The organism is Bradyrhizobium sp. 164, assembly GCF_023073715.1.
Classification (GTDB): domain Bacteria; phylum Pseudomonadota; class Alphaproteobacteria; order Rhizobiales; family Xanthobacteraceae; genus Bradyrhizobium.
Genome location: NZ_JADPKA010000077.1, coordinates 84,986 through 111,619, shown reverse-complemented (window position 1 = coordinate 111,619; position 26,634 = coordinate 84,986). Strand labels below are relative to the sequence as shown.

Below are 26,634 nucleotides of genomic sequence, written 5' to 3'. Positions count from 1 at the left end.
ACCGCCGCTCGGCCATCGAGATGTCGGCGCGCATTCGCCTGCGCCCGATCCTGATGACCACGGCCGCGATGGTGACGGGTCTGATCCCGCTCCTGACTGCGACCGGCGCCGGTGCGGCCAGCCGCTTCTCGATCGGTCTGGTCGTCGTGGCCGGCATGTCGATTGGCACGCTGTTCACGCTGTTCGTGCTGCCGGCGGTCTACGTGGTGCTGGCGACCGACCATCGCGCGGCGGCCGATTCGGAGCGGAACAAGCAAGTCAACGAGCTCGACCTCGGCTCCAACAAGGCCTTGCGGCCGACCTGAGGCTGTAGGCGCGCGAACCAGAGGGCGGCAGCGGTTTCCGTTGCCGCCCTTTTATTGTGTTTTTTGTGCCCCGGCGCGTAGTGAGGCGCCGCACCGGCCATCGGGCGGCCGCTCCCGGGTGCTTGCGAGAGACAAGGTCCGCTCTTCTTGGTAGTTTCCAAGGGATGAGCCTTTCCGTTGTTCCCGACACCCCGCAAGCCAGGACGTTGCCGACCGCGGCAGCGGATGGTGTCCCTGCCGGCGCGGGGATGGGGCAGGGGATCAGGAGCCGGTTGTTCACCAAATATGTCGCGCTGTTCGTGGCCGTGGTCACCGTCGCGCTCCTCGCCAACGGCCTGTTCGAGGTCTTCTTCTATTATCGCGAACACAAGGCCTCGCTGATCCGGGTCCAGCATGAGCAGGCCGAGGCGGCCGCGGCCAAGATCGGGCAGTTTGTCAAGGAGATCGAGAGCCAGCTCGGCTGGACCACGCAACTGCCCTGGTCGGCGGGCTCGATCGAGCAGCGCCGGTTCGACGCGCTGCGGCTGCTGCGTCAGGTGCCTGGGATCACCGAGTTTGCCCAGGTGGATTCGACCGGCAAGGAGCGGTTGCGGGTCTCGCGGCTGGCGATGGATGCGATCGACAGCGGCATCGACCTATCGAGCGACCCAAAGTTCACCGAAGCAGTCGCACACAAGGTCTATTACGGACCCATCTATTTCCGCAGGGAGTCCGAGCCGTACATGACGCTGGCGCTGGCCGGTGCGCGCAAGGATGCCGGCGTCAGCATCGCCGAGGTCAACCTCAAGCTGATCTGGGACGTTGTGTCCCAGATCAAGGTCGGTGAGCGCGGAGTTGCCTACGTGGTCGGACCGGGAGGGCGCCTGATCGCGCATCCCGACATCAGTCTTGTGCTGCGCAACACCGACATGTCTGGTCTCGCGCAGGTGCGCGGCGCTCAAGCCGGGGGCGGCGTCATGCCGGACGCATTGCAGGAGGCGACGAACATTCAGGGGCAGAAGGTTCTGACGGCCTCCGCCCCGATCGCGCCGCTCGGCTGGACAATGTTCGTGGAATTGCCGGTCGAGGAGGCCTACGCTTCGCTCTACGCCTCGTTACAGCGGCTTGCGATCGTGCTGCTGGCGGCTTCGATTTTCGCGGTGCTTGCGGGGATCTTTCTCGCGCGCCGCATGGTCGGTCCGATCCAGGCGCTGCGCAGCGGCGCCGAGCGGATCGGCGGCGGCGACTTCTCCCAGCGCATCTCGATCAAAACCGGCGACGAGTTCGAAGGTCTCGCCGACCAATTCAACGAGATGGGCGCGCGCTTGCAGGAATCCTACGCCGACCTCGAAAACAAGGTCGAACGGCGCACAGCGGAATTGAGCGAGTCCCTGCAGCAGCAGACTGCGACCGCCGACGTGCTGAAAGTCATCAGCCGTTCGGCGTTCGACCTGCAAGCCGTGCTGAACACGCTTGTTGGCTCGGCAGCCCGCCTGTGTGACGCGGACGAGGGAACGATTTTCCGGCCCAATGATGGCGTTTTCTATTTGGCGGCAAGCTGCGGGCTCGGCGCGGAGCAGGAAAACAAGCTTCGGACTTTCGCGTCTGTACCTGAACGGGGAAGTGTGGTCGGCCGCACGCTGCTCGATGGCAAGACGGTTCATGTCCCGGATGTGCAGGCCGACCCGGAATACGCGCCTTCGTCCGCCCGAAGGCGCGCCAACGTACGTACGATGCTGGGTGTGCCCTTGCTTCGAGAGGGCACACCGATCGGCGTGTTCGTTCTGACGCGACACGAGGTGCGGCCGTTTAGCGCGAAGCAGATCGGACTCGCCACGACCTTCGCAGACCAGGCCCTTATCGCGATCGAGAATGTCCGGTTGTTCGAGGAGGTCCAGGAACGGACCAGAGAGTTGTCGCAGTCGCTCGACGACCTGCGCGCCGCCCAGGATCGCCTGATCCAGACCGAGAAGCTCGCGTCCCTCGGCCAGCTCACGGCGGGCATCGCCCATGAGATCAAGAATCCGCTCAACTTCGTCAACAACTTCTCAGCGGTGTCGACCGAGCTGCTCGACGAGCTCAAGGAGACCCTGCAGTCGGCCGCGCTCGACGGCAAGATGAAGGAGGAGGTCGATGAGCTGACCGGCATGCTCAGGAGCAATCTCGAGAAAGTGGTGCAGCACGGCAAACGCGCCGATTCCATCGTCAGGAACATGCTGCTGCATTCGCGCGAGGGCTCCGGCGAGCATCGCGTCGTCGATATCAATGCAGTCCTGGAGGAGAGCCTAAATTTGGCCTACCACGGCGCGCGCGCCGAAAGACCGGCCTTCAACGTCACGCTCCAGCGCGAACTCGATCCCGCCGCCAGTATGGTCGATATCTATCCGCAGGAGATCACGCGCGTCTTTCTCAACCTGATCTCCAACGGCTTCTACGCAACTGCCAAGCGCAAGGAGAGCGCCGTTGACGCCTTCGAGCCGATCTTGCGCGCGGCAACGAAGAACCTCGGCGAGAGAGTCGAGATCCGGATCCGCGACAACGGCACCGGGATCCCGCCCGAGGTGAAGGAGAAGATGTTCAATCCATTCTTCACCACCAAGCCGGCCGGCGAGGGCACCGGGCTCGGCCTTTCCATGAGCCATGACATCGTCGTGAAACAGCACGGCGGCACGATCGACGTGAACACCGAGCCCGGTGTATTCACCGAATTCATCATCACGCTGCCGCGCATGATGGCGGCAAGTGGAACTACTGGAGACAAGACTTGAACGTTTATATCCTGGTCGTCGATGACGAGCCCGACGTCGAGGCGCTGTTCCGGCAGCAGTTCCGGCGGGAGCTGCGCGCGGGACGCTTCCAGATGGAGTTTGCGTCCTCTGCGCCAGATGCGCTGAGGCGCGCGGCCGAAGTTCGCGATCCCTCGCTGATTTTGATTCTCTCGGACATCAACATGCCCGGCATGAGCGGGCTCGACATGCTGCCGAAGGTGCGTGCCGCGCATCCGGATGTTCCCGTCATCATGATCACGGCCTATGGCGATGCCGAAACGCGCCGCAAGGCGATCGAGCGCGGCGCCGTCGGGCTCCTCACCAAGCCGATCGACTTTGCGCTGTTGCGGCAGGAGATCGACACGAGGCTCGAGCAAGCCGCATGACTGCGACCATCCTCTTCGTCGATGATGAACCGGATCTCGAGGCGCTGATTCTGCAAAAATTCCGCAGGCAGATCCGGGACGGGCTCATCGACATCATGTTCGCGCGCGACGGCCTTGAGGCGCTGCAATCGCTTGAGCGGAATCCGCATGTCGATATGGTGGTCTCCGACATCAACATGCCGCGGATGGACGGACTGTCGCTGCTCACGAAGCTTCAGGAGGCCGAGGACAAGAAGTCGACCATCATCGTCTCCGCCTATGGTGACATGAGCAACATCCGTACCGCCATGAACCGCGGCGCGTTCGACTTCCTGACCAAGCCGATCGATTTCGCCGATCTGGAAGCCACGATCGATAAAACCATTCGCCACGTCGAGATGCTGCGCGAGGTGCGGCGGCGCCAGATGGAAGCCGAGCGCGCCCATGCCTCGCTGTCGCGCTTCTTCTCGCCGGAGATCGCAAGGCGCCTGGCGGCGGATGTCGCCGGCGACGGCATGGAGGTGCAGTGGCGCGACGTCGCGACCATCTTTACCGACATCACCGGCTTCACCTCGCTGGTGGAGAGCGCACCGCCCCAGATGCTCGGCGAGCTCCTCAATGAATATGTCGGCGGCATGACCGAGATCGTCTTCGCACATGAGGGGACGGTCACGAAAATCATCGGCGATGCGATCCAGGTGCTCTTCAACGCGCCGGGGGACCAGCCGGATTATGCGACGCGTGCAGTCACTTGCGCACATGATCTCGACGCCTGGGCGGAGGCCTTCTCGGCGCGTTGGAGGGGCAGAGGCGTGAATTTCGGGACCACTCGGATCGGCGTGCATGCAGGCCCGGCGCTGGTCGGTAATTTCGGCGGCAATCGCTTCTTCGACTACACCGCCTACGGCGACACCATCAATATTGCGGCGCGGCTGGAGGCTGCCAACAAGCATCTGGGAACGCGCATGTGTGTCAGCATCAGCGTCGCCACGTCGGCCGATAACTTTCAAGGCCGCCCAATAGGCGAGCTGATGCTGCGCGGACGCAGCGAGCCGCTGCGCGCGTTCGAACCGCTGTCGGAGGCCAAATTCGAAGCGTCGGAAACGGCGCTATATTCCCAGGCTTTTGCCAAGATGGAGGCCGGCGACGTCGCCGCCATGCCGGCATTCGCGGCGCTGGTCGGCATGAACGCCGACGATCCCCTGGCCGGCTTTCACCTGAAGCGCCTGCTCAACGGCGCCAAGGGCATTCGCATGCAACTGGAATAGGAGTCCGTCATGATTCGTGAGTTCTCTGCCGGCAATTATCGTTTCATTCCGTCCGTGTTCCAGTATTCGGCGGGTGCCGCCGCAGATGACGGCTACGAGATCGAGCGCGTCCGGTCCGATCGCCTGGTGCCGCTTGCGGAAGGATTTGCGCTGGCGGCAAAGCTCATCCAGGAGGCAGGGCGGCCGCTCACGGCGTTCTGTGCCTGCGAATTGCGCTCGCCGGCGGCCTTCAGCGAGGAAGGTTTTCGCGCGTTCAACCTGCACTATGTGAAGACGCTGTCGGAATGGGGGATCTTCGACGGCACCAACAATCCCGTGGCACGCAGCAATGTCTGTCCCGAGATCGATCCGCCGTCGGAGCCGTCGTTCTACGCGTTCTCCTTCACGCGCCCGACCCCGTCGAAATCGCCGAGCTTCGTGATCGCCGGCGGAGCCGAGGCTCGCGAGGGCAGCGGCACCTATGTCGAGCGCACGGTACGTTACCGCGACCTCAGCCCGGAAGGGCTGCGGGAGAAGGTACGCTTCACGACGACCGCGCAGATGGAGAACCGGATGGCGGCCTTCGGCTTCGGCTGGAAGGACACCACCGGCGTGCAGGCCTATTCGGTGCATGACTTCCATCACGCGCTGGTCGACGAGTTGGTGCGCCGCGGCGCGTTGCGCTCCGGCCTCACCTGGCATTTTGCCCGACCACCCGTGGTCGATCTGGAATATGAGATGGACTGCCGCCGCGTGATGCGGGAGATCGTCATTTAAGATCCTCATCCTGAGGAGCGGCCGCTAGGCCGCGTCTCGAAGGATGGCTACAGGGACAGTCGGGCCTTCATGGTTCGAGACGCGCGTAAGAACGCGCTCCTCACCATGAGGGACAGCTAGCGCTGGCGCGGGTCGAGCGCGTCGCGCAGGCCGTCGCCAAGCAGGTTCAGCGACAACACCACGAGGAAGATCGCGAGCCCCGGCCAGATCGCCATCCAGGGCGCCTGGGTCAGGAAGCGCTGTGCGGCATTGAGCATGCTGCCCCAGGACGGTGCCGGCGGTTGCTGGCCCAGGCCAAGGAACGACAGCGCCGCTTCGGCGATGATGGCGGCGGCGATCGACAGCGTCGCCTGAACCAGCAGCGCCGGAAGGATGTTCGGCAGGATGTGCGAGAATGCGATCCGCCATGGCGGATTGCCGAGTGCGCGCGCGGCCTCGACATAATCCTCGGCCTTGACGCTCAGCACCTGGCCGCGGGTCAGGCGGATGAAGATCGGGGTGGCCGAAATGCCGATGGCGATCATGGCGTTGCCGAGGCTGGGGCCGAGGAATGCCGCGAGCGCAATTGCCAGGATCAGGAACGGGCAGGCGAGCATTGCGTCCGTGATCCGGCTGATCAGTGCGTCGGTGAAGCCGCCGCGATAGCCTGCGAGGAGGCCCAACGGGACGCCGATGCCGAGCGCGATCGCAACCGAGATCAGGCCCGCGAGCAGCGAGGCTCGCGCGCCGTAGACGACGCGGCTCAGGATGTCGCGGCCGAGTTCGTCGGTGCCGAACCAGTGCGCGGCGGTCGGCGGCTTGCGCACCAGGCTCCAGCTCGTCGCGATGGGATCGAAGGGAACGAGGACCGGCGCAAGCACCGCAAGAAGGATGAACGCGATGATCACGATGAGGCCAAACACAGCGGCCTTGCGCTTGAACAGGCGCCGCCGCGCGCGGCGTGCCGGGCTGTCCAGCTCGTGAGCTTGCGTGAGGGGACTGGCGAGCGTCGTGTCGCTCATGGCACTAGCCCCGCAGCCGCGGATTGACGAGAATATAGGCGACGTCCGCAATGAGATTCAGCGTGATGTAGACGGTGGCTGTCACCAGCACCACGCCCTGCACGACCGCATAATCGCGATTGAACACCGCATCCACAATCAGCTTGCCGAAGCCGGGGATGGAGAAGATCTGTTCGGTCAGCACGGCGCCTGACAGCAGCGTGCCGAGCTCGAGCGCACCGAGCGTGATGATAGGTGTCAGTGCGTTACGCATCGCGTGCTTGAGGATGACCGAGCGTTCCAACAGTCCCTTGGCGCGCGCAGTGCGGACATAGTCGCTCTCCATCACCTGGAGCATAGCGCTGCGGGTGTGCCGCATCAGGATCGCGGCAATTGCATTGCCGAGCACGAAGGCGGGCATGATGGTGGCAGCCAGGCTCGCGCGCCAGTTTTCGGTGAGCGGCACATAGCCCGAGGCCGGCAACCAGCCGAGCTCGATCGAGAACAGGAAGATCAGCATGATGCCGAGCCAGAAGTTCGGCGTGGAGATGCCCCATAGCGCGAAGAAATTGGCGCCATAGTCCCAGACGGTGCCCTTCTTCACCGCCGCGACAATGCCGGCGGGGATGCCGATCAGGAAAGCGATCAGGATTGCCATCGAGCCGAGCTGTAAGGTCACCGGCAGCTTCTGCGCGATCAGCTCGCGCACCGGCATCTTGTTGCGCAGCGATTCGCCGAAATCGCCGGCGAGTACGCCCTTGATCCAATAGGCGTACTGCACAGGGATGGGCTGATCGAGCCGGTACTGATGCCGGATCTGTTCGATCACGGCAGGATCGCGCTCTTCGCCCGCCATCACCAGCGCAGGATCTCCCGGCAACAATTGCTGGAGCGAGAAGATCAGCACCGAGACGAAGAACAGTGTCGGCACGATCTGCACAAGGCGGCGCGCGAGGAACTTCAGCATCCCTTCATTGTCACTTCAGCTTGAGGCCGATAACGCGCACGAGCCCGTCAGGCATCTGCCTGTAGCCTTCGAGCTTCGTCGCATGCGCGATGATGATGCGGCGGTGGTAGAGGTACAGGAGGGGCTCTTCGTCCTGGACCAGCCTCGCCAGGGCTTCGTAACTGGCTTTGCGCTTGGTGGGATCGGTCACCGATCGCGCATCCTCCAGCGCCTTGTCGGCCTGCGCATTGTTCCAAGCGCCGTAATTCTGCGGCGCGCCGCTGTGCAGGAAGACGAAGGTGTTGCCGTCGGGATCGACGCGCCCGCTCCAGGCCAGCATGAAGGCTTGGTAATCGCCGGCCTCAGCCTGCTTCAGCCCGGTTGCGAATTCGGTGACGCGGAGCTTCATGTCGAACCCGGCTTCGGCCGCCATGGACTGGATCACCTGCGCCGGCGTTTCGGTCTCCGCGCCCTTCGATACCAGGAAATCGACGCTGACCGGCGGTGTCACGCCGGCTTCCTTCAGCAGCGCCTTGGCCTTCTCGACGTTGCGGGGACGGACCGGCAGGGATTTCTGATAATAGGGATGATCGGGATTGACCCATTGATTGCCAACCTGAAACTCGCCGTTGAACACGACCTGGTTGATCGCCTCGCGGTCGATGGCAAGGTCGAGCGCCTGGCGCACCTTGGCCGATTGGCTGAGTGGCCCCTTGGCCTTGTCCTTGCCGATGTTGAGCGTGATGCCCTGATACCCGAGCTCGATGGCGGTCGCGACCTTCAGCCGCGAATCCGCGCGGACCTCCTTGAGGTCGGTGGCGAGCACGCGCTCGATCAGGTCCAGTCCACCGGATTTCAGGTTCGCGAGCCGCACCGTGGCATCGACGATCGGCTGGAACACGATACGATCGATGAAGACGTTGTCCTTGTTCCAGTAGTCCGCGAACCTCTCGAATACGATGCGGTCCTGCTGCACGCGTTCGACGAACTTATAGGGGCCGGCGCAGACCGGACGCAGGCCGAACTTATCGCCGGCTTCCTTCGCCGCCTTCGGCGACATCATCATGCCCGCGCGATCGGTGAGCTGCGCGAGCAATGGCGAGAACGGCGACTTCAGTACCAGCTTGATCGTGAGGGGATCGACGACCTCGACGTGATCGACCGAGGCCAGCTCCGGCTTGCGGAACGAGCCGGGAAAGGTGAGGTGGCGTTCCAACGAGAACTTGGCGGCCTCGGCATCGAACGGCTCGCCGTCGTGGAATTTCACACCGGGGCGGAGCTTGATGACGAGCGCCTTGCCGTCGTCGTCCGTTTGGCTCGATAGCGCGAGCTGCGGCACGATGTTGAGCTTCTCGTCGATGTCGAACAGCTTGTCGCAGAATGCGGAGAACACGATCCGGCCGACATAGGTGCGCGCCATGGTCGGATCGAGGATGTCGGGGTCCTCGGCGAGGCCGATGCGCAGCGTGGTCTGGGCTTGCGCTGTTACGACCGACAGCAGGAAGGCGGTGGCCGTTATGGCCAGGCGAAACATGTTCATCGGGCAGTCCCCATTGCTTCGGCTACGTCGTGGTGGGTGCGGTGCCTTGTATACCAACCCCGGAAACCGCTGCGCCTTCCGTCTTTCGGCTGAAAGCCGCGACCAATTTCGCAAGTGCTGGCGAAAACCCGCCGGCTGCCGGCAGGATGGCGTCGGTAGACGGTAGCTCTGCCGTACGGTGACAGGCGGCGGCGTGGCCCGCGCTGTCTGCCAGGAGCTCCGGCGCTTCAATGCGACAGCGCTCGACAACGAAGGGGCAGCGGGTATGGAAGCGGCAGCCCGCCGGCGGATTGAGTGCGCTCGGGATCTCGCCCGTCAATAGGACGGTCGTTCGTTTCGCTTTCGGCTGGGGCAGGGGGATCGCGGACAACAGCGCCCGGCTATAGGGATGGCGGGGCGCTGCGAACAGCGCGTCCGCCTCCGCCGTCTCGACGATCTGGCCAAGATTCATCACCGCCACGTGGTCGGCGATATGCTTGACCACCGCGAGGTCATGCGACACGAAAATATAGGCGAGGCCGAGCCGGTCCTGGAGCTCGCGCAGCAGGTTGAGGATCTGCGAGCGGATCGAGACATCCAGCGCCGAGACCGGCTCGTCGCAGACGATCAGCTTCGGCTCGACTGCGAGCGCACGGGCGATGGCAATGCGCTGGCGCTGACCCCCGGAGAATTCATGCGGATAACGGCGCTCCAGCCGCGGCTCCAGCCCGACCAGCCGCAGCAGTTCGGCGACCCGCCCGCGCCGCTGCGTCGGCGGCACCAGATCGTGCAGCGCCAGCGGCTCGGTCAGGATCTGGCCGACGGTCATGCGCGGATTGAGCGAGGCGTAGGGGTCCTGGAAGATGATCTGGGCTTCGCGGCGGAAGGCGCGGAGCGCATTGGCGTCGAGGGAGAGAAGATCGCGGCCGTCAAAACGAACCGTACCCGCGTCCGGCTCGATCAGCCGCAGCACCAAGCGGCTGACGGTGGATTTGCCGCAACCGGACTCACCGACCAGGGCCAGCGTCTTGCCGGCCTCGAGCGAGAAGCTGACGCCATCGACGGCCTTGACATGCGCCCGCGCGCGGCCGAACAGCGAGCGTTCGGCGACGAAATGCTTGACCAGGTCTTGGACCTCGAGCAGTGCCATCACGACACCAAACGTTCGAGCGGCGCACGGATGCAGCGCGAGAGGTGGCCGGGGCTGACTTGCAGCAGTGGCGGCGGCGCCCTGGTGCAGGCGTCCAGCACGAACGGGCAGCGCGCGGCGAAGCGGCAACCGGCGGGCAGCCGTGCCATGTTCGGCACCATGCCTTCGATCGTGGCGAGCTGCTCGGGGCGATGATCGAGCCGCGGGATCGAGCCAAGCAGGCCGACCGTGTAGGGATGCTGCGGCGCCGAGAACAATTCGTCGACAGGCGCGCGTTCGACGATCTCACCGGCATACATCACCGCGACCTCGTCGCAGACTTCGGCGACGACGCCGAGATCATGCGTGATCAGGATGATGGCGGCACCGCTCGCCGCCTTCAACTCGCGCATCAGCTCCAGAATCTGGGCCTGCAAGGTGACGTCGAGCGCCGTGGTCGGCTCGTCCGCGATCAGCAGGCGCGGATCGCAGGCGAGCGCCATTGCGATCATCACGCGCTGGCGCATGCCGCCGGAGAGCTTGTGCGGGAATTCGTCGATCCGTCGCTCCGGTGAGGGGATGTGGACGCGGCGCAGGAGCTCGATCGCCCGCTCCCGCGCATTGCGCCGCGAACCGCCGCGATGGCGCTGGATCGTCTCGATGATCTGCTCGCCGATGGTCAGGCTCGGGTTAAGTGAGGTCATCGGCTCCTGAAAGATCATCGCCAGACGGTTGCCGCGCAGGTCGCGTAGCGTCTGGTCCGGCGTCTTCAAGAGGTCGAGCCCCTCGAAGCGGATCGCTCCGGATATCTCCGCGCTTCTCTTCGGCAGCAGGCCCATGATCGCCAACGAAGTCACGCTCTTGCCGCAGCCGGATTCGCCGACGAGGCCGAGCGTCGCGCCATTGGCGACGCTGAGATCGACGCTGTCGACCGCATGCGTGATACGGCCGTCGTCGCCGTGGAAGCGGATGCGCAGATCCTTGATCTCGATGAGTGGGGTGGCGCTCATGACTGTCTTGCGCGGGCTGCGGTGATGCTGGCGTCGATCACGCTGCGATCGGTGTTGCCGGCCGGATTCTGCCGCGTCGGCATGGAGGCGCGGAAGTGCACCCAGAGCTCCTGGCTGACACGCTCGAGCCGTTCGAGCTCCCCCAGCGGATCGGGATGATCGTCGGCCCGAATGTCGAGCGCCGGCCATTCCTCCTCGCCGTGGATCAACAGCGCGGCCGACTGCTTGCCGCGCTTGTCGCCGCCGGCGGCTTCGCCCGCACGCATGGCCGCGAGCAGGCGGCGCGGAAAGGGCAGGCTGTCGTTGGCAATGTAGGTCTTGGCCGTCTCGTCGAGCACGTCGGCTCCCGTCAGCATGTTGCCGGCGATCGAGAAGCCGCTGCCTGCGATGTGCCCGCACCATTCGACGCAATCGCGCCCGGTGTGCGCGGCGATGTCGCCGCTAGCGTCCATGATGTGGATCTGCCGGCTTTCGCGGCCGTCATCGGTCGCGAGCAGGGCGGCGAGCACGTCGTGTGCATTGAGGCCTTCGCGCAGCAGCTTGACACCGTCGATGCCGTAATAGGGATTGACGAAGGCCTGCGTCGCGATGGCGCCGAGGCCGGCGGCAATGTACGGAACACGCGCGCCGACCGCGAAGAAGCGGGTCGCGACGACAATGCCGAACTGGCCGGTGGCAGCATCTCGCGCGATGATCGACCAGGTCATGTGCTGCCTTCAGCGTCCCGCGGCATAGCCCTGCATCCCGCGCGGATTGGCGGCAGCGCGTCGACGGGGGCCGACGCGCGAGGCCGCGGTAAGACGGCCTTCGGACCAGTCGGGACCGACCTCGACGATATGCCCGCGCTCGCGAAGGTTCTCGATCGTGGCCTTTGGCACGCGGTTCTCGACCACGAGCACGCCCGGGCGCGCAGTGCGCGGCCAGAACGAGATCGGAAAATGCTCGGAGTGCCAAGCCGGCGCGTCGATCGCCTCCTGGAGGTTGAGGTTGCAATGGACGTGGCGCAGGAAGAACTGTGTGATCCACTGGTCCTGCTGATCGCCGCCCGGCGAGCCCCAGGCGAGATAGGGCTCGCCGTCGCGCAGCGCCATGGTCGGCGACAGCGTGGTGCGCGGCCGCTTGCCCGGCGCAAGCGCGGCGGGATGGTTCTCCTCCAGCCAGAACATCTGCGCACGGCTGCCGAGGCAGAAGCCGAGCTCGGGAATGATCGGCGAGGATTGCAGCCAGCCGCCCGATGGCGTCGAGGACACCATGTTGCCGGCCTCATCGATGATGTCGAAATGCACGGTGTCGCCGCGCACTTCGCCGAAGCGGCCCACCGTCGGCTCGCCGGCGCCGAGCGCGCCGACCGCCTCGCGCTGGCCCTCGGCACGGCGCAGCCTGACCACGCCACCAAAACCCTCGACCGTGCCGGGCACGAAGTCGAGCGAGGCCTTGTCGGTGACGAGCTTGCGGCGCTCGTCATTATAAGCATCCGACAGCAGCGTCGTGATCGGGATCTCGGTGAATTTGGGGTCGCCGTAGAATTTTTCGCGGTCGGCGAATGCCAGCTTGGCGCATTCGATCTGGAAATGGATGAACTCCGGCCCGGTCGGATCGAGCCCATCGAGCGCAAAGCCTTTCAACAGAGCGAGCTGCTGAAGCGTCACCGGCCCCTGGCTCCAGACGCCGGCCTTGCAGACGGTGTAGCGACCGTAATCGTAGGTGAGCGGCGCCTCGATCGTCGGCTGCCACCGCGCCATGTCGTCCGCTGAGAGGACGCCGCGATGCGGCGAGCCGCTGACGTCCATCACCTCTTGCGTCCGACAGAATTTGTCGATTGCTTCTGCGACAAAGCCTTGCGACCAAGCCTTGCGCGCGCGCTCGATCTCGGCGTCGCGGCCGCCGCCGCCGCTTTCGGCTTCGCTGAGAATGCGGGAGTAGGTCGCAGCCAGTGTCTTGTTGGTGAACAGCGTACCGGGCTTTGGCACTTCACCGTTCGGCAGGTAGACGGCAGCCGAGGTCGGCCAATGCTTGCGGAACAACTGCTCGACGGTCTGGATTGTGGCGCAGGCGCGCTCGACCAGCGGATAGCCGTCACGCGCATAGGAGATCGCGGGCTCCAGCACGTCGCGCACACGCATCGTGCCATAGTCGCGCAGCAGCATCATCCAGGATTCGAAGGTGCCGGGGACGCAAGCGGCGAGCAGGCCGGTGCCGGGCACCATGTCGAGTCCCTCGCTCCTGTAGTGCGCGATGGTGGCGCGCGCCGGTGCGGGGCCCTGGCCGCAGATCACCTCGGTGCGCCCGCGCTTCACGTCATGGACGATGATGGGCACATCGCCGCCGGGGCCGTTGAGATGCGGCTCGACGACCTGGAGCGTGAAGGCTGTGGCGACGCCGGCATCGAAGGCGTTGCCGCCCTTCTCCAGAATGGCCATGCCGACGGCGGTCGCGATCCAGTGCGTGCTGGCGACGACCCCGAAGGTGCCTTCGATTTCCGGTCTCGTCGTGAACGGATCGGGATTGATGTTGCTGGCCATAGGCTACCTCATTTGCGGCGCGCGCAATTGATCACAGGGCCACCCCGCCGCCAAATGCGCAGGTTGCATGGCACGCGCGCGTCACGCCGGGATCGGCGCGGTGTTGACCGCGTGGCAGGCGACGCCGTCGATCAGTTCGGGGGTCTCCTTGCGGCAGCGATCGAACGCCAGCGGGCAGCGCGGATTGAAGGCGCATCCGGGGGGCGGATTGATCGGGTTCGGGATCTCGCCCTTGACTGGAATGCGCTGGCGGCCGCTCATGGCGAGATCAGGCACGGCACCGAGCAGCATCTTGGTGTAGGGCATGCGCGGACGGGCGAACAGCTCGCGTCCTTCCGCGATCTCGACGATGCGGCCGAGATACATCACGCCGACCCGGCTCGCCATGTGGCGGACCACGGCGAGGTTGTGGCTGATGAACATGTAGGTCAGGCCGAATTTGTCCTGGAGGTCGCGCATCAGGTTCAGGATCTGCGCCTGCACTGAGACGTCCAGGGCCGAGGTCGGCTCGTCGCAGACGATGAACTCGGCGTCCGATGCGAGCGCGCGCGCGATCGCGATGCGCTGGCGTTGGCCGCCAGAGAATTCATGCGGAAATTTCAGTCGGTCGTCGGGGTGCAGGCCGACGAGGCTGAGCAGCTCGCCGACGCGCGACTGGATGTCACGCTCACCCTGGATCAGGTCGAAGGCGCGGATCGGCTCGGAGATGATGGCGTCGACCCGGAAGCGGGGGTTCAGGCTCGCATACGGATCCTGGAAGATCATCTGGATGCGGCGGCGCAGCTTGCGGCGTGCGGGAGCCTGTCGCGGATCGGTCATCGACACGCCGTCGATCAGCACGTCGCCGGAGCTCGGCGGCAGCAGGCCGACGACCATCCGCGCCACCGTGGTCTTGCCGGAACCGGATTCACCGACCAGAGCAAACGTCTCGCCCTTCCTGATCTCGAAGGTGACGTGGTCGACCGCCTTGAGATATTCGAGATGCCCGCCTTCGAGCACGCGGTTGAGCCATGGCTTCGACACGTCGAACACCCGGCGCAGATTTCTAGCCTGGACGAACGGTGCGCTCATACCGCGCTCTCCGCCGGCACATTGTCATAGAGGTGGCAGGCGACCGACTGCGCGCCACGTGGGAGCGGCTCCGGCCGCTCCACGCGGCAGCGGTCAAAGGCGAACGCGCAGCGCGGGTTGAACGAGCAGCCCGGCGGGATCGCCGACAGGCGCGGCATCGACCCGGGAATCTGCACGAGGCGCTTGTCGTCTCCGGCCAGCGTCGGGATCGCGCCCATCAGCCCCTTGGCGTACGGGTGTAGCGGGTTCTTCACGACGTCCTGCACGGGACCGATCTCGGCGATGCGGCCGGCATACATCACCGCGACGCGGTCCGATGTCTCTGCGATCACGCCCATGTCGTGGGTCACCAGCATCACGGCCGTGCCGTGGTCGCGCCCGAGCCGCTTGATCAGCGAAATGATCTGCGCCTGCACGGAGACGTCGAGCGCGGTCGTCGGCTCGTCCGCGATGATCAGCTCCGGTTCGGCGCAGATCGCCAGCGCAATCACCACGCGCTGGCGCATGCCGCCGGAGAATTCATGGGGATAGCCGTCGATGCGTTTTTCCGGCGCTGGGATGCCGACTTCGGCCAAGAGTTCGACGGCGCGGCGCCGCGCCGCTTGTTCGGAGAGATTGAGATGGGTTCGGATCGTCTCCACGATCTGGTCGCCGACCCGGTAGAGCGGATTAAGCGAGGTGAGGGGATCCTGGAAGATCATGCCGATGCGCTTGCCCCGGATGCGGCGCATCTCTTCCGGCGGCAGATTGTCGATGCGCAGGCCCGCGAGATGAATCTCGCCGCCGGCGATGCGGCCGGGTGGATCGATCAGACCGATTACCGAGAGGCCGGTGACGGATTTGCCGGCGCCGGATTCGCCGACGACGCCGAGCACCTCGCCCTTGGCAATGTCGAAGGAGATGCCGTCGATGGCGCGCAGCGTGCCGCGGCGGGAGGCGAACTCCACATGAAGATTACGCACGGAGAGAACAGGTACGGTCATGAGCGAGGCGTACTCATCTGAGCTTCGGGTTGAGCGCGTCGCGCAGCCAGTCGCCGAGCAGGTTGATCGAGAGGATCAGCGCTGCCAGCGCAAGCCCCGGGAAGGCGACGATCCACCATTCGCCGGCGAACAGGTAGTTGTTGCCGATCCGGATCAGCGTGCCGAGCGAGGGCATGGTGTCGGGCAGCCCGACGCCGAGGAAGGACAGCGTCGCCTCGGTGATGATCGCAAGAGCGAGATTGATCGTGGCGATCACCAGGATCGGGCCCATCGTGTTCGGCAGCACATGCCGCAGCATGATCTTCGGTGCGGGCAGACCGATCAGCTGCGCGGCGGCGACGTAGTCCTTGTTCTTCTCGACCATCACGGAACCGCGCACGGTCCGGGCGTAACCCACCCAGAAACTGAGGCCGATCGAGATCACCAGCACGACCAGCATGCTGGTGGCATCCAGCCGGTTGCCAAGGATCGATTTGGCGACGCCATTGACCAGCAGCGCGATCAGGATGGCGGGGAAGGTGAGCTGCACGTCGGCGATGCGCATGATCACGCCATCGACTGCACCGCCGAAATAGCCGGCGATCAGGCCGAGCGCGATACCGAGCGCACCGGCGAAGATCACGCCGGCCACACCCACGGCGAGCGAGATGCGCATGCCGTAGAGAATGGCGGAGAACACGTCGCGGCCCTGCTCGTCAGTGCCGAGCAGGAACGGGCTCTGGCCGTCGGCGGTCCACAGCGGTGAAATACGCGAATTCATCAATTGCAGTTGTGCCGGATCGAACGGGTTCTGCACCGCGAGCGCGGATGCAAAGATCGCAAGCAGGAAGAACAAGACCGTGATGGCCGCCGCTACCATGGTGAGCTTGGAGCGCCGAAACGAATAGAAGATATCGCTGTCGAGCGTGCGGCTGAGCCAGCCGCGGGCCGTTTGCGCTGGCTGCGTGCTCTGCCCATTGGAATTGGAGACGACTGCGTCGGACATACAGGCTGCCTTACGTGGCGCGGCCGACGGTCGCGCGTAGACGCGGATCGACCACGGTGTAGAGGATATCGACCACCAGATTGATGGTGACGAAGATCAGCGAGACCATCAGCAGGTAGGCGGCCATGATCGGGATATCGACGTTTTGCACGGCCTGCACGAACAGAAGTCCCATGCCCGGCCATTGGAACACGGTTTCGGTGATGATCGAAAATGCAATAACCGAGCCAAACTGCAATCCCGCCACCGTGATCACGGGGATGAGCGTGTTCTTCAGCGCGTGGCCGAAATGGATGGCGCGGGTGGTCAACCCGCGCGCGCGGGCGAAGCGGATATAGTCGGTTCGCAGCACCTCCAGCATCTCCGCGCGCACCAGCCGCATGATCAGGGTCATCTGGAACAGGCCGAGCGTGATCGCGGGCATGATCAGCGCCTTCAGGCCCGAAAGCGTGAGCAGGCCCGTAGTCCACCAGCCGAGCTTCACCACCTCGCCGCGGCCGAAGGAGGGCAGCCAGCCCAATGTCACCGCGAACAGATAGATCAGAAGAATACCGATCAGGAAAGTCGGCAGCGAGATGCCGATCAGCGAAACCGCCTGGAATAACTTGGCGAGCACGGTGTCGCGCTTGAGCGCCGAATAGACGCCCATCAGGATGCCGAGCACCATTGCAAAGACGGTCGCGCAGATCGCAAGCTCCAGCGTCGCGGGCATGCGCTCCATCAACAGCGTCGAGACCGGCTGGCGGAACTGATAGGACACGCCGAACTTGAATTGCGCGGCATCGGCGAAATAGCGCACGAACTGCACCGGCACGGGATCATCGAGGCCGAGCGACTTGCGCACGGCTTCGCGTTCGGCCGCCGACGTGTCGATCGAGACGATCTGGTTGACGGGGTCGCCGGCGAAACGGAACATCGAGAAGGCGATGATGCCGACGGCGAACATGACGCCGATGGCCTGAACGGCGCGGCGAAGAGTGAAAGCGAGCATGCCTTCCACTGTCCTTGAGTGTGTGTCTGGCCGACGCCTTTGTCAGCCGGAAAAGGAAAGGTCCCGGAGGCCTGATGCTGCCGGGACCTTGTGTTCAACGGAGGCTATTCCTTCTTGGTCGCCCAGTGGAACATGACGAGATTGTCGGCGCGCTGCGGCAGGTTGACCTTTTTCGATACGCCCCAGGCCAGCGCCTGCTGGTGCAGCGGGATGTACGCCCAGTCCTTGTTGGCGATTTCGTAGGCTTGCTTGATCAGCTGGTTGCGCTTGGCGGTGTCGGTTTCAACCAGCACCTTGTCGGTGATGGCGTCGAACTCCTTGTTGCAATAGCCGCCGAGATTGGCTTCGCCGCGCGAGGATTTCGCATCGTCCCGGCAGCCCATGATGTCGTAGAGCACGTTGTGGGAATCCATCGTGCTCGGCGTCCAGCCCAAGAGATAGAACGAGGTCTGGTAGCCGCCTTGCTTGAGCACCTTGGCGAAGTATTGCGCCTTCGGCTGCGCCAGGAGATTGATCTTGATGCCGATACGGGCGAGCATGCCGACGACGGCCTGGCAGATCGCCGCATCGTTTACGTAACGATCGTTCGGGCAATCCATGGTGACCTCGAAGCCATCGGGGTAACCGGCCTCGGTCAGGAGCTTCTTGGCGCCATCGGGGTCGAATTTCGGCCGCGTGAACTCCTTGGACAGCGCGAACAGTTCCGGCGCAATCATCAGAGCTGACGGCGTCGACAGCCCGCGCATCACGCGCGTCTTGATCAGCTCGATGTCGATAGCCTTGTAGAAGGCTTCGCGGACGCGGACGTCCTTGAACGGATTCTTGCCCTTGATGTTGGAGTAGAGCAACTCGTCGCGGGTCTGATCGAAGCCGATGAAGAGGGTGCGCAGTTCCGGCCCTTTCAGCACCTGGGCATTCGGGCTGGAATCGACGCGGGAGATGTCCTGGATCGGCACCGGCTCGATGACGTCGACTTCGCCCGAGAGCAGCGCGGCAACGCGGGTGGCGTCGGAGGCGATCGGAGTGAAGGTGATCTCCTTCAGGTTACCATCCATCTTGCCCCAGTAATTGGGGTTGGCCTTGAACACCGTCTTCACGCCGGGCTGATGGCTTTCGATGATGAAGGGGCCGGTGCCGTTCTCGTGGAGCGAGGCGTAGCTCGGCGTGGTTGCCGCCACCGGCGTCGGATCGACGACGTTGTTCTCCTCGGCCCATTTCTTGTCCATGATATACCAGACATCCCACGACGAATGCAGGATGGGATTGGGCGAGGGCAGGACGAAATCGACGGTGTAGTCGTCAACCTTGACGACCTTGACGTCGGGTGCAAGGCGGGTCTGCATATTGGACCCCTTCTTGCGGACGCGATCGGCGGAGAACAGCACGTCGTCGGCGGTGAACGGATCGCCGTTATGGAATTTCACGCCCTTGCGCAGGTGGAAGCGCCAGCGGGTCGGCTCCGGCGTCTCCCAGCTTTCCGCCAGCGCCGGAATGATCTTGAGATCCTTGTCGCGCGCGGTGAGGCCCTGATAGACGTGGCCGAGATGGGCGTGGGTGGTGCTCTCGTTGAGGGTATAGGGATCGAGCGACTTCAGGTCGCCCTGGTTGGCATAGCGTAGTGTCTGGCTCGACGCCGGCGAGACCGAGAACGCAGCCATACCGGCGAGCGTCGCCACAAACAGACTTCGACCTACTGACATTCTTGACCCTCTCCACACTGCCGTGCCGGTGATTTTTGATTTGTTCGGCCGGCCGATCAATCCATGTTGCCCAGAGTTCTCGACCCGTGCAAGCGCCATTCCAGCAAGGAACGCGCCAAGTTGCACCGCTGTGCAGCAATGCTGATCGTGCCGCCTGGCTTGGGCGGCTTACGACTTTGGACTTGGTTGACCATATTCGGCCGTTGCGGGTCGGGACATGTCGCGCCGGCATCAGGCGCTTGCGTCGCACCACAACTCGCGGCGATACTGCCGGCAGGCCGCTCGAATCTCATCCGGAGGGGACATGAAGGTTAATATCGAAATCGACTGCACTCCCCTCGAGGCCCGCCAATTCTTTGGACTGCCCGACGTGTCGCCGATGCAGACGGCGGTGATGGACAAGCTGCAGCAGCAGGTCCTGAGCAACATCGACAAGGTCTCGCCTGAATCGTTGGTGCAGAGTTGGTTTACATACGATCCCAAGCTCGCCGAACGGTTTCAGGACATGTTCGTCGCGATGGCAGGCCTCGGCGGCACGCGCAGCAGCGACAAGAAGAAATAGTGTCATCAGGGCCGGACGGGACGCGGGATTCCGGCCGGCTTCGTCCGCCGGGTATCGGGCTGCTACTTGCCGAGGCTCGGGGTCTGCTCGAATTCAATGCGAGCCTGCTGCTGTCACCGCTGCTGATGCGCGCGCCCAGGGGCGACGGCCATCCGGTGCTGGCGCTGCCGGGCTTCCTCGCCAGCGATCTCTCGATGGCACCGATGCGACGCTATCTCAGCGAGCTCGGTTATGAGGCACATGCCTGGCGGATGGGCCGCAATCTCGGCGGGCTCGGGCGGATGCGGGATTCGCTGCGCATGCGCTTGGCCGAGATCCACGCCGCGTCGCGTCGCAAGGTCAGCCTGATCGGATGGAGCCTCGGCGGCGTCTATGCCCGCGATCTCGCACTTCAGGCGCCGGAGATGGTCCGCTATGTCGTCACGCTCGGCAGCCCTTTTGCCAACGACGTACGGGCGACCAACGTCACGCGGCTGTACGAGGCGCTGTCCGGCGAGCGGGTCGAGGATTTTGCCGAACAGCGCGAGGCGCTCGCCGGCGATCTGCCGGTGCCCACGAGCTCGATCTATTCGCGTGCCGACGGCATCGTGAACTGGCGGACCTGTCTGCTCCGTCCCTCTGCCCGTGCCGAGAACATCGAGGTGCACCTGGCGAGCCATATCGGGCTCGGGGTCAATCCCGCGGCGCTATGGGCCGTGGCGGACCGCCTGGCGCAATCGGAGGGGGAATTCCGGCCATTTGACCGGGCCGGGCCGTTTGCCATTGCATATGCCCCGGCGGAACAGGCAGTATCGGCCTGACGAGAAGCGCCGACCAAAGGCGCCCGTCTAGTCTTGCGGGAGGGAATTATGGCTGACGGGAAGAAGCTGTCGTCGCTGGACGCGTCGTTTCTCTATCTGGAAACGCCGGAAATGCCGATGCATGTCGGAAGCATGGCAATCTTTCGCCTGCCCGACGACTACAAGGGCGACTTCTTCGAAGACTTCAAGGCCATGATCGTCTCGCGCCTGCACATCGCGCCGATCCTGAAGGCGCGGCTGGAGAAGGCGCCGCTGGACATCGATCATCCCTCCTGGGTCGAGGACGATCAGTTCGACATCGATCGTCACATTTTCCGGGCCAGCCTGCCGCAGCCGCGCGACCGCGCCACGCTCGAACGCATCGTCGGCTGGATGCATGCCAAGCTCCTGAACCGGGCCCGTCCGCTCTGGGAGTTCTACGTGTTCGAGGGCATGAAGGACAACGAGGTCGGCCTTTATTCCAAGATGCATCATGCCGCCATCGACGGGGGCGCCGGTGCAGCCTTCACCAACATGATCTATGACATCTCGCCGATCCCGCGGAAGGTCGATCCGCCGACGGCTGGATCCAAGCCCGGACAGGAGCCGCGCGATATCGCGGCCAACCTGCTCGATTCCTATCAACAGCTTTTCAGCCAGCCGCTCGACGCGTCGGCGGCCGCGAAGAACCTGCAATTGCCGCGTACCGGCAAGAGCGACATCGGCTCGATCCTGTTCGACAATGCGATGTACCAGATCGAGAGCGCGGTGCGGTTTGCCGGCAACATCCCGACGGTGCTCAAGAGCGTCTCCGACGTGCTCGGTAAGGTCGCAGATCCGAAATCGCGCGAGAGCCTCGCCAGCATGGTGTCGCCGCCGACCATGCTCAACAAGACCATCTCGTCGGAGCGGAGCTTCGCCGGCGTATCGATCTCGTTGTCGCGGGCCAAGGCGCTGGCCAAGCAGGCCGGCGGCAAGCTCAATGACGTCGTGCTGGCGCTCGCCTCCGGCGTGGTCCGCCGTTATCTTCAGCAATATGGCACGCTGCCGGCGAAATCGCTGACTGCGGCGGTGCCGATCTCGCTGCGCGAGGAGGGCAACACCGAGGCCAATAACCAGGTGTTCGGCATGATCTGCTCGATCGCAACCAACATCGACAATCCAAAGGCGCGGCTGGAAGCCATCATCGCGCAATCGGCCAAGTCCAAAGAGATGTCGCATCCACTGCGGGCGCTGATGCCGCAGGTCTCCAACATCTCGATGCTGGGTGCCCCGATCATGGTGCAGATCCTGGCGCTGCTCTACGGCCGCTCCAACCTGTCCGACGTGCTGCCGCCGGCCGCCAATATCACGGTGTCCAACGTCCCGGGACCGCGGCAGACGCTCTATGCTGCAGGGGCCGAGCTTCTGCACATTTTTCCGGTCTCGATCTCGACGCATGGGCAGGCGCTCAACATCACCGTGCAGAGCTATCGGGACCAGCTCGATTTCGGCTTCATCGTCGGCGCCAACATCATTCCGCATGTGCAGGTGATGTGCGACATGCTGCCGGAAGAGTTCGCCGCACTGGAGGCGGCCTATGCGCCGCCCGCGGCCGACATCAAGCGCGCTGCGGAATAAGGAGTTCGCGATGATTGAAATGCCGCCGCTCAAGTTCGCGACGACGAACGGAATCCGCATGGGCTATTACGAGGCTGGCCCGGCAGACGACAAGCCGCCGGTCGTGCTGTGCCACGGCTGGCCCGAGCTCGCCTTTTCCTGGCGCCACCAGATCAAGGCACTGAGCGAGGCCGGCATCCGCGTGATCGCGCCCGACCAGCGCGGCTACGGTGCGACCGACCGGCCCGAGCCGGTCGAGGCCTACGACATTGAGCACCTGACCGGCGATCTCGTCGGACTGCTTGATCATCTGCAGATCGATAAGGCGATCTTCGTCGGTCACGATTGGGGCGGCTTCATCGTCTGGCAGATGCCGTTGCGGCACATCGACCGGGTCGCCGGGGTAGTCGGCATCAACACGCCCCACACCAATCGCGCCTGGGCCGATCCGATCGAGCTGTTGCGCGCACGCTTCGGCGACAAGATGTACATCGTTCAATTCCAGGATCCGGCGCGCGAGCCGGACAGGATTTTCGGCAGCCGTGTCGAACAGACTTTCGATGCGTTCATGCGTAAGCCGGTGCCGCGCCCGGCCGACACCCCGCCGGAGGAGGTGGTTGCCGGTGTCGGCGCTTCGCCGCGGCTCAATCTGGCATTTCCGCAGATGATTGCCGGCTATGATGCGAGGCACGATCCGCGTACGCCGATCCTGTCGCCGGAAGAGAAGAAAGTCTTCGTCGATGCCTTCACCAAAACGGGTTTTACCGGCGGCATCAACTGGTACCGCAACATGTCGCGCAACTGGGCGCGCTCCGAAGGGCTCGATCATACGGTCCGCGTGCCGTCGCTGATGATCATGGCCGAGAACGACGCGGTGTTGCCGCCATCCTCCGCTGATGGCATGGACAAGCTGATTCCCGATCTCGAGAAGTATCTCGTTAAGGACAGCGGCCATTGGACGCAGCAGGAGAAGCCGGAAGAGGTCAGTGCCAAGCTGATCGAATGGCGTAGAAGGCGGTTCGGCTAGGCCGTTATTGCGAGCGCAGCGAAGCAATCCAGGAATGTGCCCGCGGAGGCAGTCTGGATTGCTTCGTCGCTTCGCTCCTCGCAATGACGAGATCGACGCCTGAGGCAGGGGGAAGCACTTCTGATGTCATCCAAGAACCGACTGGACCCGATCCCGCATCCGCCGACCAAGCCGGTGGTCGGCAACATGCTGTCGCTGGACTCGGCCGCCCCCGTGCAGCACCTGACGCGGCTCGCAAAAGAGCTGGGTCCGATCTTCTGGCTCGACATGATGGGCTCGCCGATCGTGGTCGTCTCCGGCCACGACCTCGTCGACGAGCTCTCTGACGAAAAGCGCTTCGACAAGACGGTGCGCGGTGCGCTGCGGCGTGTGCGTGCGGTCGGTGGCGACGGCTTGTTCACGGCCGATACCAAGGAGCCGAACTGGAGCAAGGCGCACAACATCCTGCTCCAGCCGTTCGGCAACCGGGCCATGCAGTCGTATCACCCGAGCATGGTCGACATCGCCGAGCAGCTCGTCCAGAAGTGGGAGCGGCTCAACGCCGACGACGAGATCGATGTCGTCCACGACATGACCGCATTGACGCTGGACACAATCGGCCTGTGCGGCTTCGACTACCGCTTCAACTCGTTCTACCGCCGCGATTACCACCCGTACGTCGAGTCGCTGGTGCGCTCGCTCGAAACCATCATGATGACGCGTGGCCTGCCCTTCGAGCAGCTTTGGATGCAGAAGAGGCGCAAGACCTTGGCCGAAGACGTCGCCTTCATGAACAAGATGGTCGACGAGATCATTGCAGAACGACGCAAGAGTGCGGACGAGATCGACGACAAGAAGGACATGCTGGCCGCGATGATGACCGGCATCGACCGCGCGACCGGCGAGCAGCTCGATGACGTCAACATTCGCTACCAGATCAACACCTTCCTGATCGCGGGCCACGAGACCACCAGCGGCCTGTTGTCCTACACGCTCTATGCACTGCTCAAGCATCCGGACATCCTCAAGAAGGCCTATGACGAGGTCGACCGCGTCTTCGGTCCCGACGTCAATGCGAAGCCGACCTATCAGCAGGTGACGCAGCTCACCTACATCACGCAGATCCTGAAGGAGGCGCTGCGGCTGTGGCCGCCGGCGCCAGCCTATGGTATCTCGCCGCTCAACGATGAGACCATCGGCGGCGGCAAGTACAAGCTCAGGAAGGGCACGTTCACCACCATCCTGGTGACGGCGCTGCATCGCGATCCCTCAGTCTGGGGACCGAACCCTGATACCTTCGATCCCGAGAATTTCAGCCGCGAGGCGGAAGCCAAACGGCCGATCAATGCCTGGAAGCCGTTCGGCAACGGCCAACGGGCTTGCATCGGCCGGGGCTTTGCCATGCACGAGGCTGCGCTTGCGCTCGGGATGATCCTCCAGCGCTTCAAGCTGATCGATCACCAGCGCTATCAGATGCACCTGAAGGAAACGCTGACGATCAAGCCGGAGGGTTTCAAGATCAAGGTTCGCCCGCGCGCCGATCGCGAGCGCGGTGCCTTTGGCGGACCAGTCGTGGCAGTGGCTTCGGCACCCAAAGGACGGCGTCAGCCGGCCGCCCGGCCCGGCCACAACACGCCGATGCTGGTGCTCTACGGCTCCAATCTCGGCACCGCCGAGGAACTCGCGACGCGCATGGCCGACCTCGCTGAGATCAACGGCTTTGCCGTGCGTCTCGGCCCGCTCGACGATTACGTCGGCAAGCTGCCGCAGGAAGGTGGCGTACTGATAATCTGCGCCTCCTACAACGGCGCACCGCCTGACAATGCGACGCAGTTCGTCAAATGGCTCGGCAGCGATTTGCCGAAGGACGCCTTTGCCAATGTGCGCTACGCCGTGTTCGGCTGCGGCAACAGCGACTGGGCAGCGACGTATCAGTCGGTGCCGCGCTTCATCGACGAGCAATTGTCGGCACATGGCGCGCGCGCCGTCTATCCGCGCGGCGAGGGCGATGCGCGCAGCGATCTTGACGGCCAATTCCAGAAATGGTTTCCGGCGGCTGCCCAGGTCGCGACCAAGGAATTCGGCATCGACTGGAATTTCACCCGCACCGCGGAGGACGATCCGCTCTATGCAATCGAGCCGGTGGCGGTGACCGACGTCAACACTATCGTGGCCCAGGGCGGTGCTGTCGCGATGAAGGTTCTGGTCAATGACGAGCTTCAGAACAGAAGCGGGCCCAATCCGTCGGAGCGTTCGACGCGCCATATCGAGGTGCAACTGCCGTCCAACATCACCTATCGGGTCGGCGATCATTTGAGCGTGGTCCCGCGCAACGACCCGACACTGGTAGATTCGGTCGCCCGCCGCTTCGGCTTCCTGCCAGCCGATCAGATCCGGCTTCAGGTCGCCGAAGGCCGCCGGGCGCAATTGCCCGTCGGCGAGGCCGTGTCGGTCGGCCGTCTGCTCAGTGAGTTCGTCGAGCTGCAGCAGGTCGCGACACGGAAGCAGATCCAGATCATGGCGGAGCACACGCGCTGCCCGGTGACGAAACCAAAGCTGCTGGCGTTTGTCGGGGAGGAGGCTGAGCCACTCGAGCTCTACCGCACCGAGATCTTGGCCAGACGCAAATCGGTGTTCGACCTGCTGCTCGAATATCCGGCCTGCGAATTGCCGTTCCACGTCTATCTCGAAATGCTCTCGCTGCTCGCGCCGCGCTATTACTCGATCTCGTCCTCCCCGTCGGTCGACCGGGCGCGGTGCAGCATCACCGTCGGGGTGGTCGAAGGACCGGCCGCTTCCGGGCGCGGCACCTACAAGGGCATCTGCTCCAATTACCTGGCGAACCGGCGAGCGGGTGATACGATCTACGCCATCGTGCGTGAGACCAAGGCCGGCTTCCGCCTCCCCGACGAGTCATCCGTGCCGATCATCATGATCGGACCGGGCACGGGACTTGCCCCGTTCCGCGGGTTCCTTCAGGAGCGCGCTGCGCGCAGGGCGAAGGGGACTGCTCTTGGTCCGGCGATGCTATTCTTCGGCTGCCGCCATCCCGATCAGGATTTTCTCTACGCAGACGAGCTGAAGGCGCTGGCGGCAAGCGGCATCACCGAGCTTTTCACCGCGTTCTCGCGTGCCGATGGCCCGAAGACCTATGTGCAGCATCTCCTGGCCGCGCGGAAGGACAAGGTCTGGTCGCTGATCGAGCAAGGCGCCATCATCTATGTCTGCGGCGACGGCAGCAAGATGGAGCCCGATGTGAAGGCAGCCCTTGTCGCGATGCACCGCGAAAAGAGCGGTAGCGATGCCGCGGCCAGTGCACGCTGGATCGAGGAGATGGGCGCGAGCAACCGCTATGTGCTGGACGTTTGGGCGGGTGGGTGACCACGGGCGCGATCGTGCTAAACGTCAGGC

At 64.2% G+C, this 26,634-nt stretch carries 22 protein-coding genes; 10 read left to right on the top strand and 12 right to left on the bottom strand.

The features are described 5' to 3' along the window. The 5 genes from IVB01_RS24945 to IVB01_RS24925 form a co-directional block, all read left to right on the top strand. The coding region (locus IVB01_RS24945) for an efflux RND transporter permease subunit (protein ID WP_247301210.1) at window positions 1-305 on the top strand (305 nt) is incomplete at its 5' end. Window positions 306-469: 164 nt separating this feature from the next. Next, window positions 470-3,052 (top strand): ATP-binding protein, encoded by a 2,583-nt coding sequence (locus IVB01_RS24940; protein ID WP_247279851.1) that lies wholly within the window; start codon window positions 470-472, stop codon window positions 3,050-3,052. Continuing rightward, window positions 3,049-3,438, top strand: coding sequence for a response regulator (locus IVB01_RS24935; protein WP_247279850.1), 390 nt, complete (start codon window positions 3,049-3,051; stop codon window positions 3,436-3,438). The genes IVB01_RS24940 and IVB01_RS24935 overlap by 4 nt, the downstream gene beginning before the upstream one ends. Beyond that, the gene (locus tag IVB01_RS24930) at window positions 3,435-4,685 is read left to right on the top strand and encodes an adenylate/guanylate cyclase domain-containing protein (protein ID WP_247279849.1); all 1,251 of its coding nucleotides are present in this window, start codon (window positions 3,435-3,437) and stop codon (window positions 4,683-4,685) included. The genes IVB01_RS24935 and IVB01_RS24930 overlap by 4 nt, the downstream gene beginning before the upstream one ends. 9 nt (window positions 4,686-4,694) lie before the next feature. Beyond that, window positions 4,695-5,441 carry a hypothetical protein gene (locus tag IVB01_RS24925; protein ID WP_247494941.1) on the top strand — a complete coding sequence of 249 codons (747 nt, stop codon included), beginning with the start codon at window positions 4,695-4,697 and terminating at the stop codon, window positions 5,439-5,441. A gap of 116 nt (window positions 5,442-5,557) precedes the next feature. Here the strand turns inward: IVB01_RS24925 and IVB01_RS24920 are convergent, their stop codons facing one another. The 12 genes from IVB01_RS24920 to IVB01_RS24865 form a co-directional block, all read right to left on the bottom strand. Then, the gene (locus IVB01_RS24920) at window positions 5,558-6,442 is read right to left on the bottom strand and encodes an ABC transporter permease (RefSeq protein WP_247279847.1); all 885 of its coding nucleotides are present in this window, start codon (window positions 6,440-6,442) and stop codon (window positions 5,558-5,560) included. Window positions 6,443-6,446: 4 nt separating this feature from the next. Then, complete coding sequence (locus tag IVB01_RS24915; RefSeq protein WP_247279846.1) at window positions 6,447-7,388, bottom strand: ABC transporter permease; 942 nt, start codon at window positions 7,386-7,388, stop codon at window positions 6,447-6,449. 10 nt (window positions 7,389-7,398) lie between these two features. After that, a complete protein-coding gene (locus tag IVB01_RS24910) occupies window positions 7,399-8,907 on the bottom strand; it encodes an ABC transporter substrate-binding protein (RefSeq protein ID WP_247279845.1) in 1,509 nt (502 codons plus the stop codon). A gap of 22 nt (window positions 8,908-8,929) precedes the next feature. Then, window positions 8,930-10,036: a dipeptide ABC transporter ATP-binding protein gene (locus IVB01_RS24905; RefSeq protein ID WP_247279844.1), complete on the bottom strand. Its 1,107-nt coding sequence runs from the start codon at window positions 10,034-10,036 to the stop codon at window positions 8,930-8,932. Then, on the bottom strand, window positions 10,036-11,025 hold the full coding sequence (locus IVB01_RS24900) for an ABC transporter ATP-binding protein (protein WP_247494940.1): 990 nt from the start codon (window positions 11,023-11,025) through the stop codon (window positions 10,036-10,038). Before IVB01_RS24900 ends, IVB01_RS24905 begins: the two co-directional genes overlap by 1 nt. Further along, window positions 11,022-11,732 carry a DUF1028 domain-containing protein gene (locus IVB01_RS24895; RefSeq protein WP_247279842.1) on the bottom strand — a complete coding sequence of 237 codons (711 nt, stop codon included), beginning with the start codon at window positions 11,730-11,732 and terminating at the stop codon, window positions 11,022-11,024. Before IVB01_RS24895 ends, IVB01_RS24900 begins: the two co-directional genes overlap by 4 nt. 9 nt (window positions 11,733-11,741) lie before the next feature. Next, complete coding sequence (locus tag IVB01_RS24890; RefSeq protein WP_247279841.1) at window positions 11,742-13,547, bottom strand: gamma-glutamyltransferase family protein; 1,806 nt, start codon at window positions 13,545-13,547, stop codon at window positions 11,742-11,744. Window positions 13,548-13,628: 81 nt separating this feature from the next. Continuing rightward, the gene (locus IVB01_RS24885; RefSeq protein ID WP_247279840.1) at window positions 13,629-14,618 is read right to left on the bottom strand and encodes an oligopeptide/dipeptide ABC transporter ATP-binding protein; all 990 of its coding nucleotides are present in this window, start codon (window positions 14,616-14,618) and stop codon (window positions 13,629-13,631) included. Then, entirely contained in the window at window positions 14,615-15,601 is a 987-nt protein-coding gene (locus IVB01_RS24880) for an ABC transporter ATP-binding protein (RefSeq protein WP_247279839.1), read from the bottom strand. Before IVB01_RS24880 ends, IVB01_RS24885 begins: the two co-directional genes overlap by 4 nt. 13 nt (window positions 15,602-15,614) lie before the next feature. Beyond that, window positions 15,615-16,586, bottom strand: a complete 972-nt coding sequence (locus IVB01_RS24875; protein WP_247279838.1) for an ABC transporter permease — start codon at window positions 16,584-16,586, stop codon at window positions 15,615-15,617. A 10-nt stretch (window positions 16,587-16,596) separates the two neighbouring features. Beyond that, window positions 16,597-17,577 carry an ABC transporter permease gene (locus tag IVB01_RS24870; RefSeq protein WP_247279837.1) on the bottom strand — a complete coding sequence of 327 codons (981 nt, stop codon included), beginning with the start codon at window positions 17,575-17,577 and terminating at the stop codon, window positions 16,597-16,599. A gap of 104 nt (window positions 17,578-17,681) precedes the next feature. Beyond that, window positions 17,682-19,277, bottom strand: coding sequence for an ABC transporter substrate-binding protein (locus IVB01_RS24865; protein ID WP_247279836.1), 1,596 nt, complete (start codon window positions 19,275-19,277; stop codon window positions 17,682-17,684). Window positions 19,278-19,581: 304 nt separating this feature from the next. On the opposite strand from IVB01_RS24865, the gene IVB01_RS24860 reads away from it, so the two are divergent. The 5 genes from IVB01_RS24860 (at window position 19,582) to IVB01_RS24840 (ending at window position 26,604) form a co-directional block, all read left to right on the top strand. Next, window positions 19,582-19,839, top strand: a complete 258-nt coding sequence (locus IVB01_RS24860) for a DUF6489 family protein (protein WP_091891548.1) — start codon at window positions 19,582-19,584, stop codon at window positions 19,837-19,839. Next, a complete protein-coding gene (locus tag IVB01_RS24855; RefSeq protein WP_247279834.1) occupies window positions 19,839-20,639 on the top strand; it encodes an alpha/beta hydrolase in 801 nt (266 codons plus the stop codon). The genes IVB01_RS24860 and IVB01_RS24855 overlap by 1 nt, the downstream gene beginning before the upstream one ends. Window positions 20,640-20,687: 48 nt before the next feature. Beyond that, window positions 20,688-22,238, top strand: a complete 1,551-nt coding sequence (locus IVB01_RS24850) for a wax ester/triacylglycerol synthase family O-acyltransferase (RefSeq protein WP_247279833.1) — start codon at window positions 20,688-20,690, stop codon at window positions 22,236-22,238. Window positions 22,239-22,248: 10 nt separating this feature from the next. Further along, on the top strand, window positions 22,249-23,244 hold the full coding sequence (locus IVB01_RS24845; protein ID WP_247279832.1) for an alpha/beta hydrolase: 996 nt from the start codon (window positions 22,249-22,251) through the stop codon (window positions 23,242-23,244). A 123-nt stretch (window positions 23,245-23,367) separates the two neighbouring features. Then, window positions 23,368-26,604, top strand: a complete 3,237-nt coding sequence (locus IVB01_RS24840) for a cytochrome P450 (RefSeq protein WP_247279831.1) — start codon at window positions 23,368-23,370, stop codon at window positions 26,602-26,604. The last annotated feature ends 30 nt before the right edge of the window (window positions 26,605-26,634 follow it).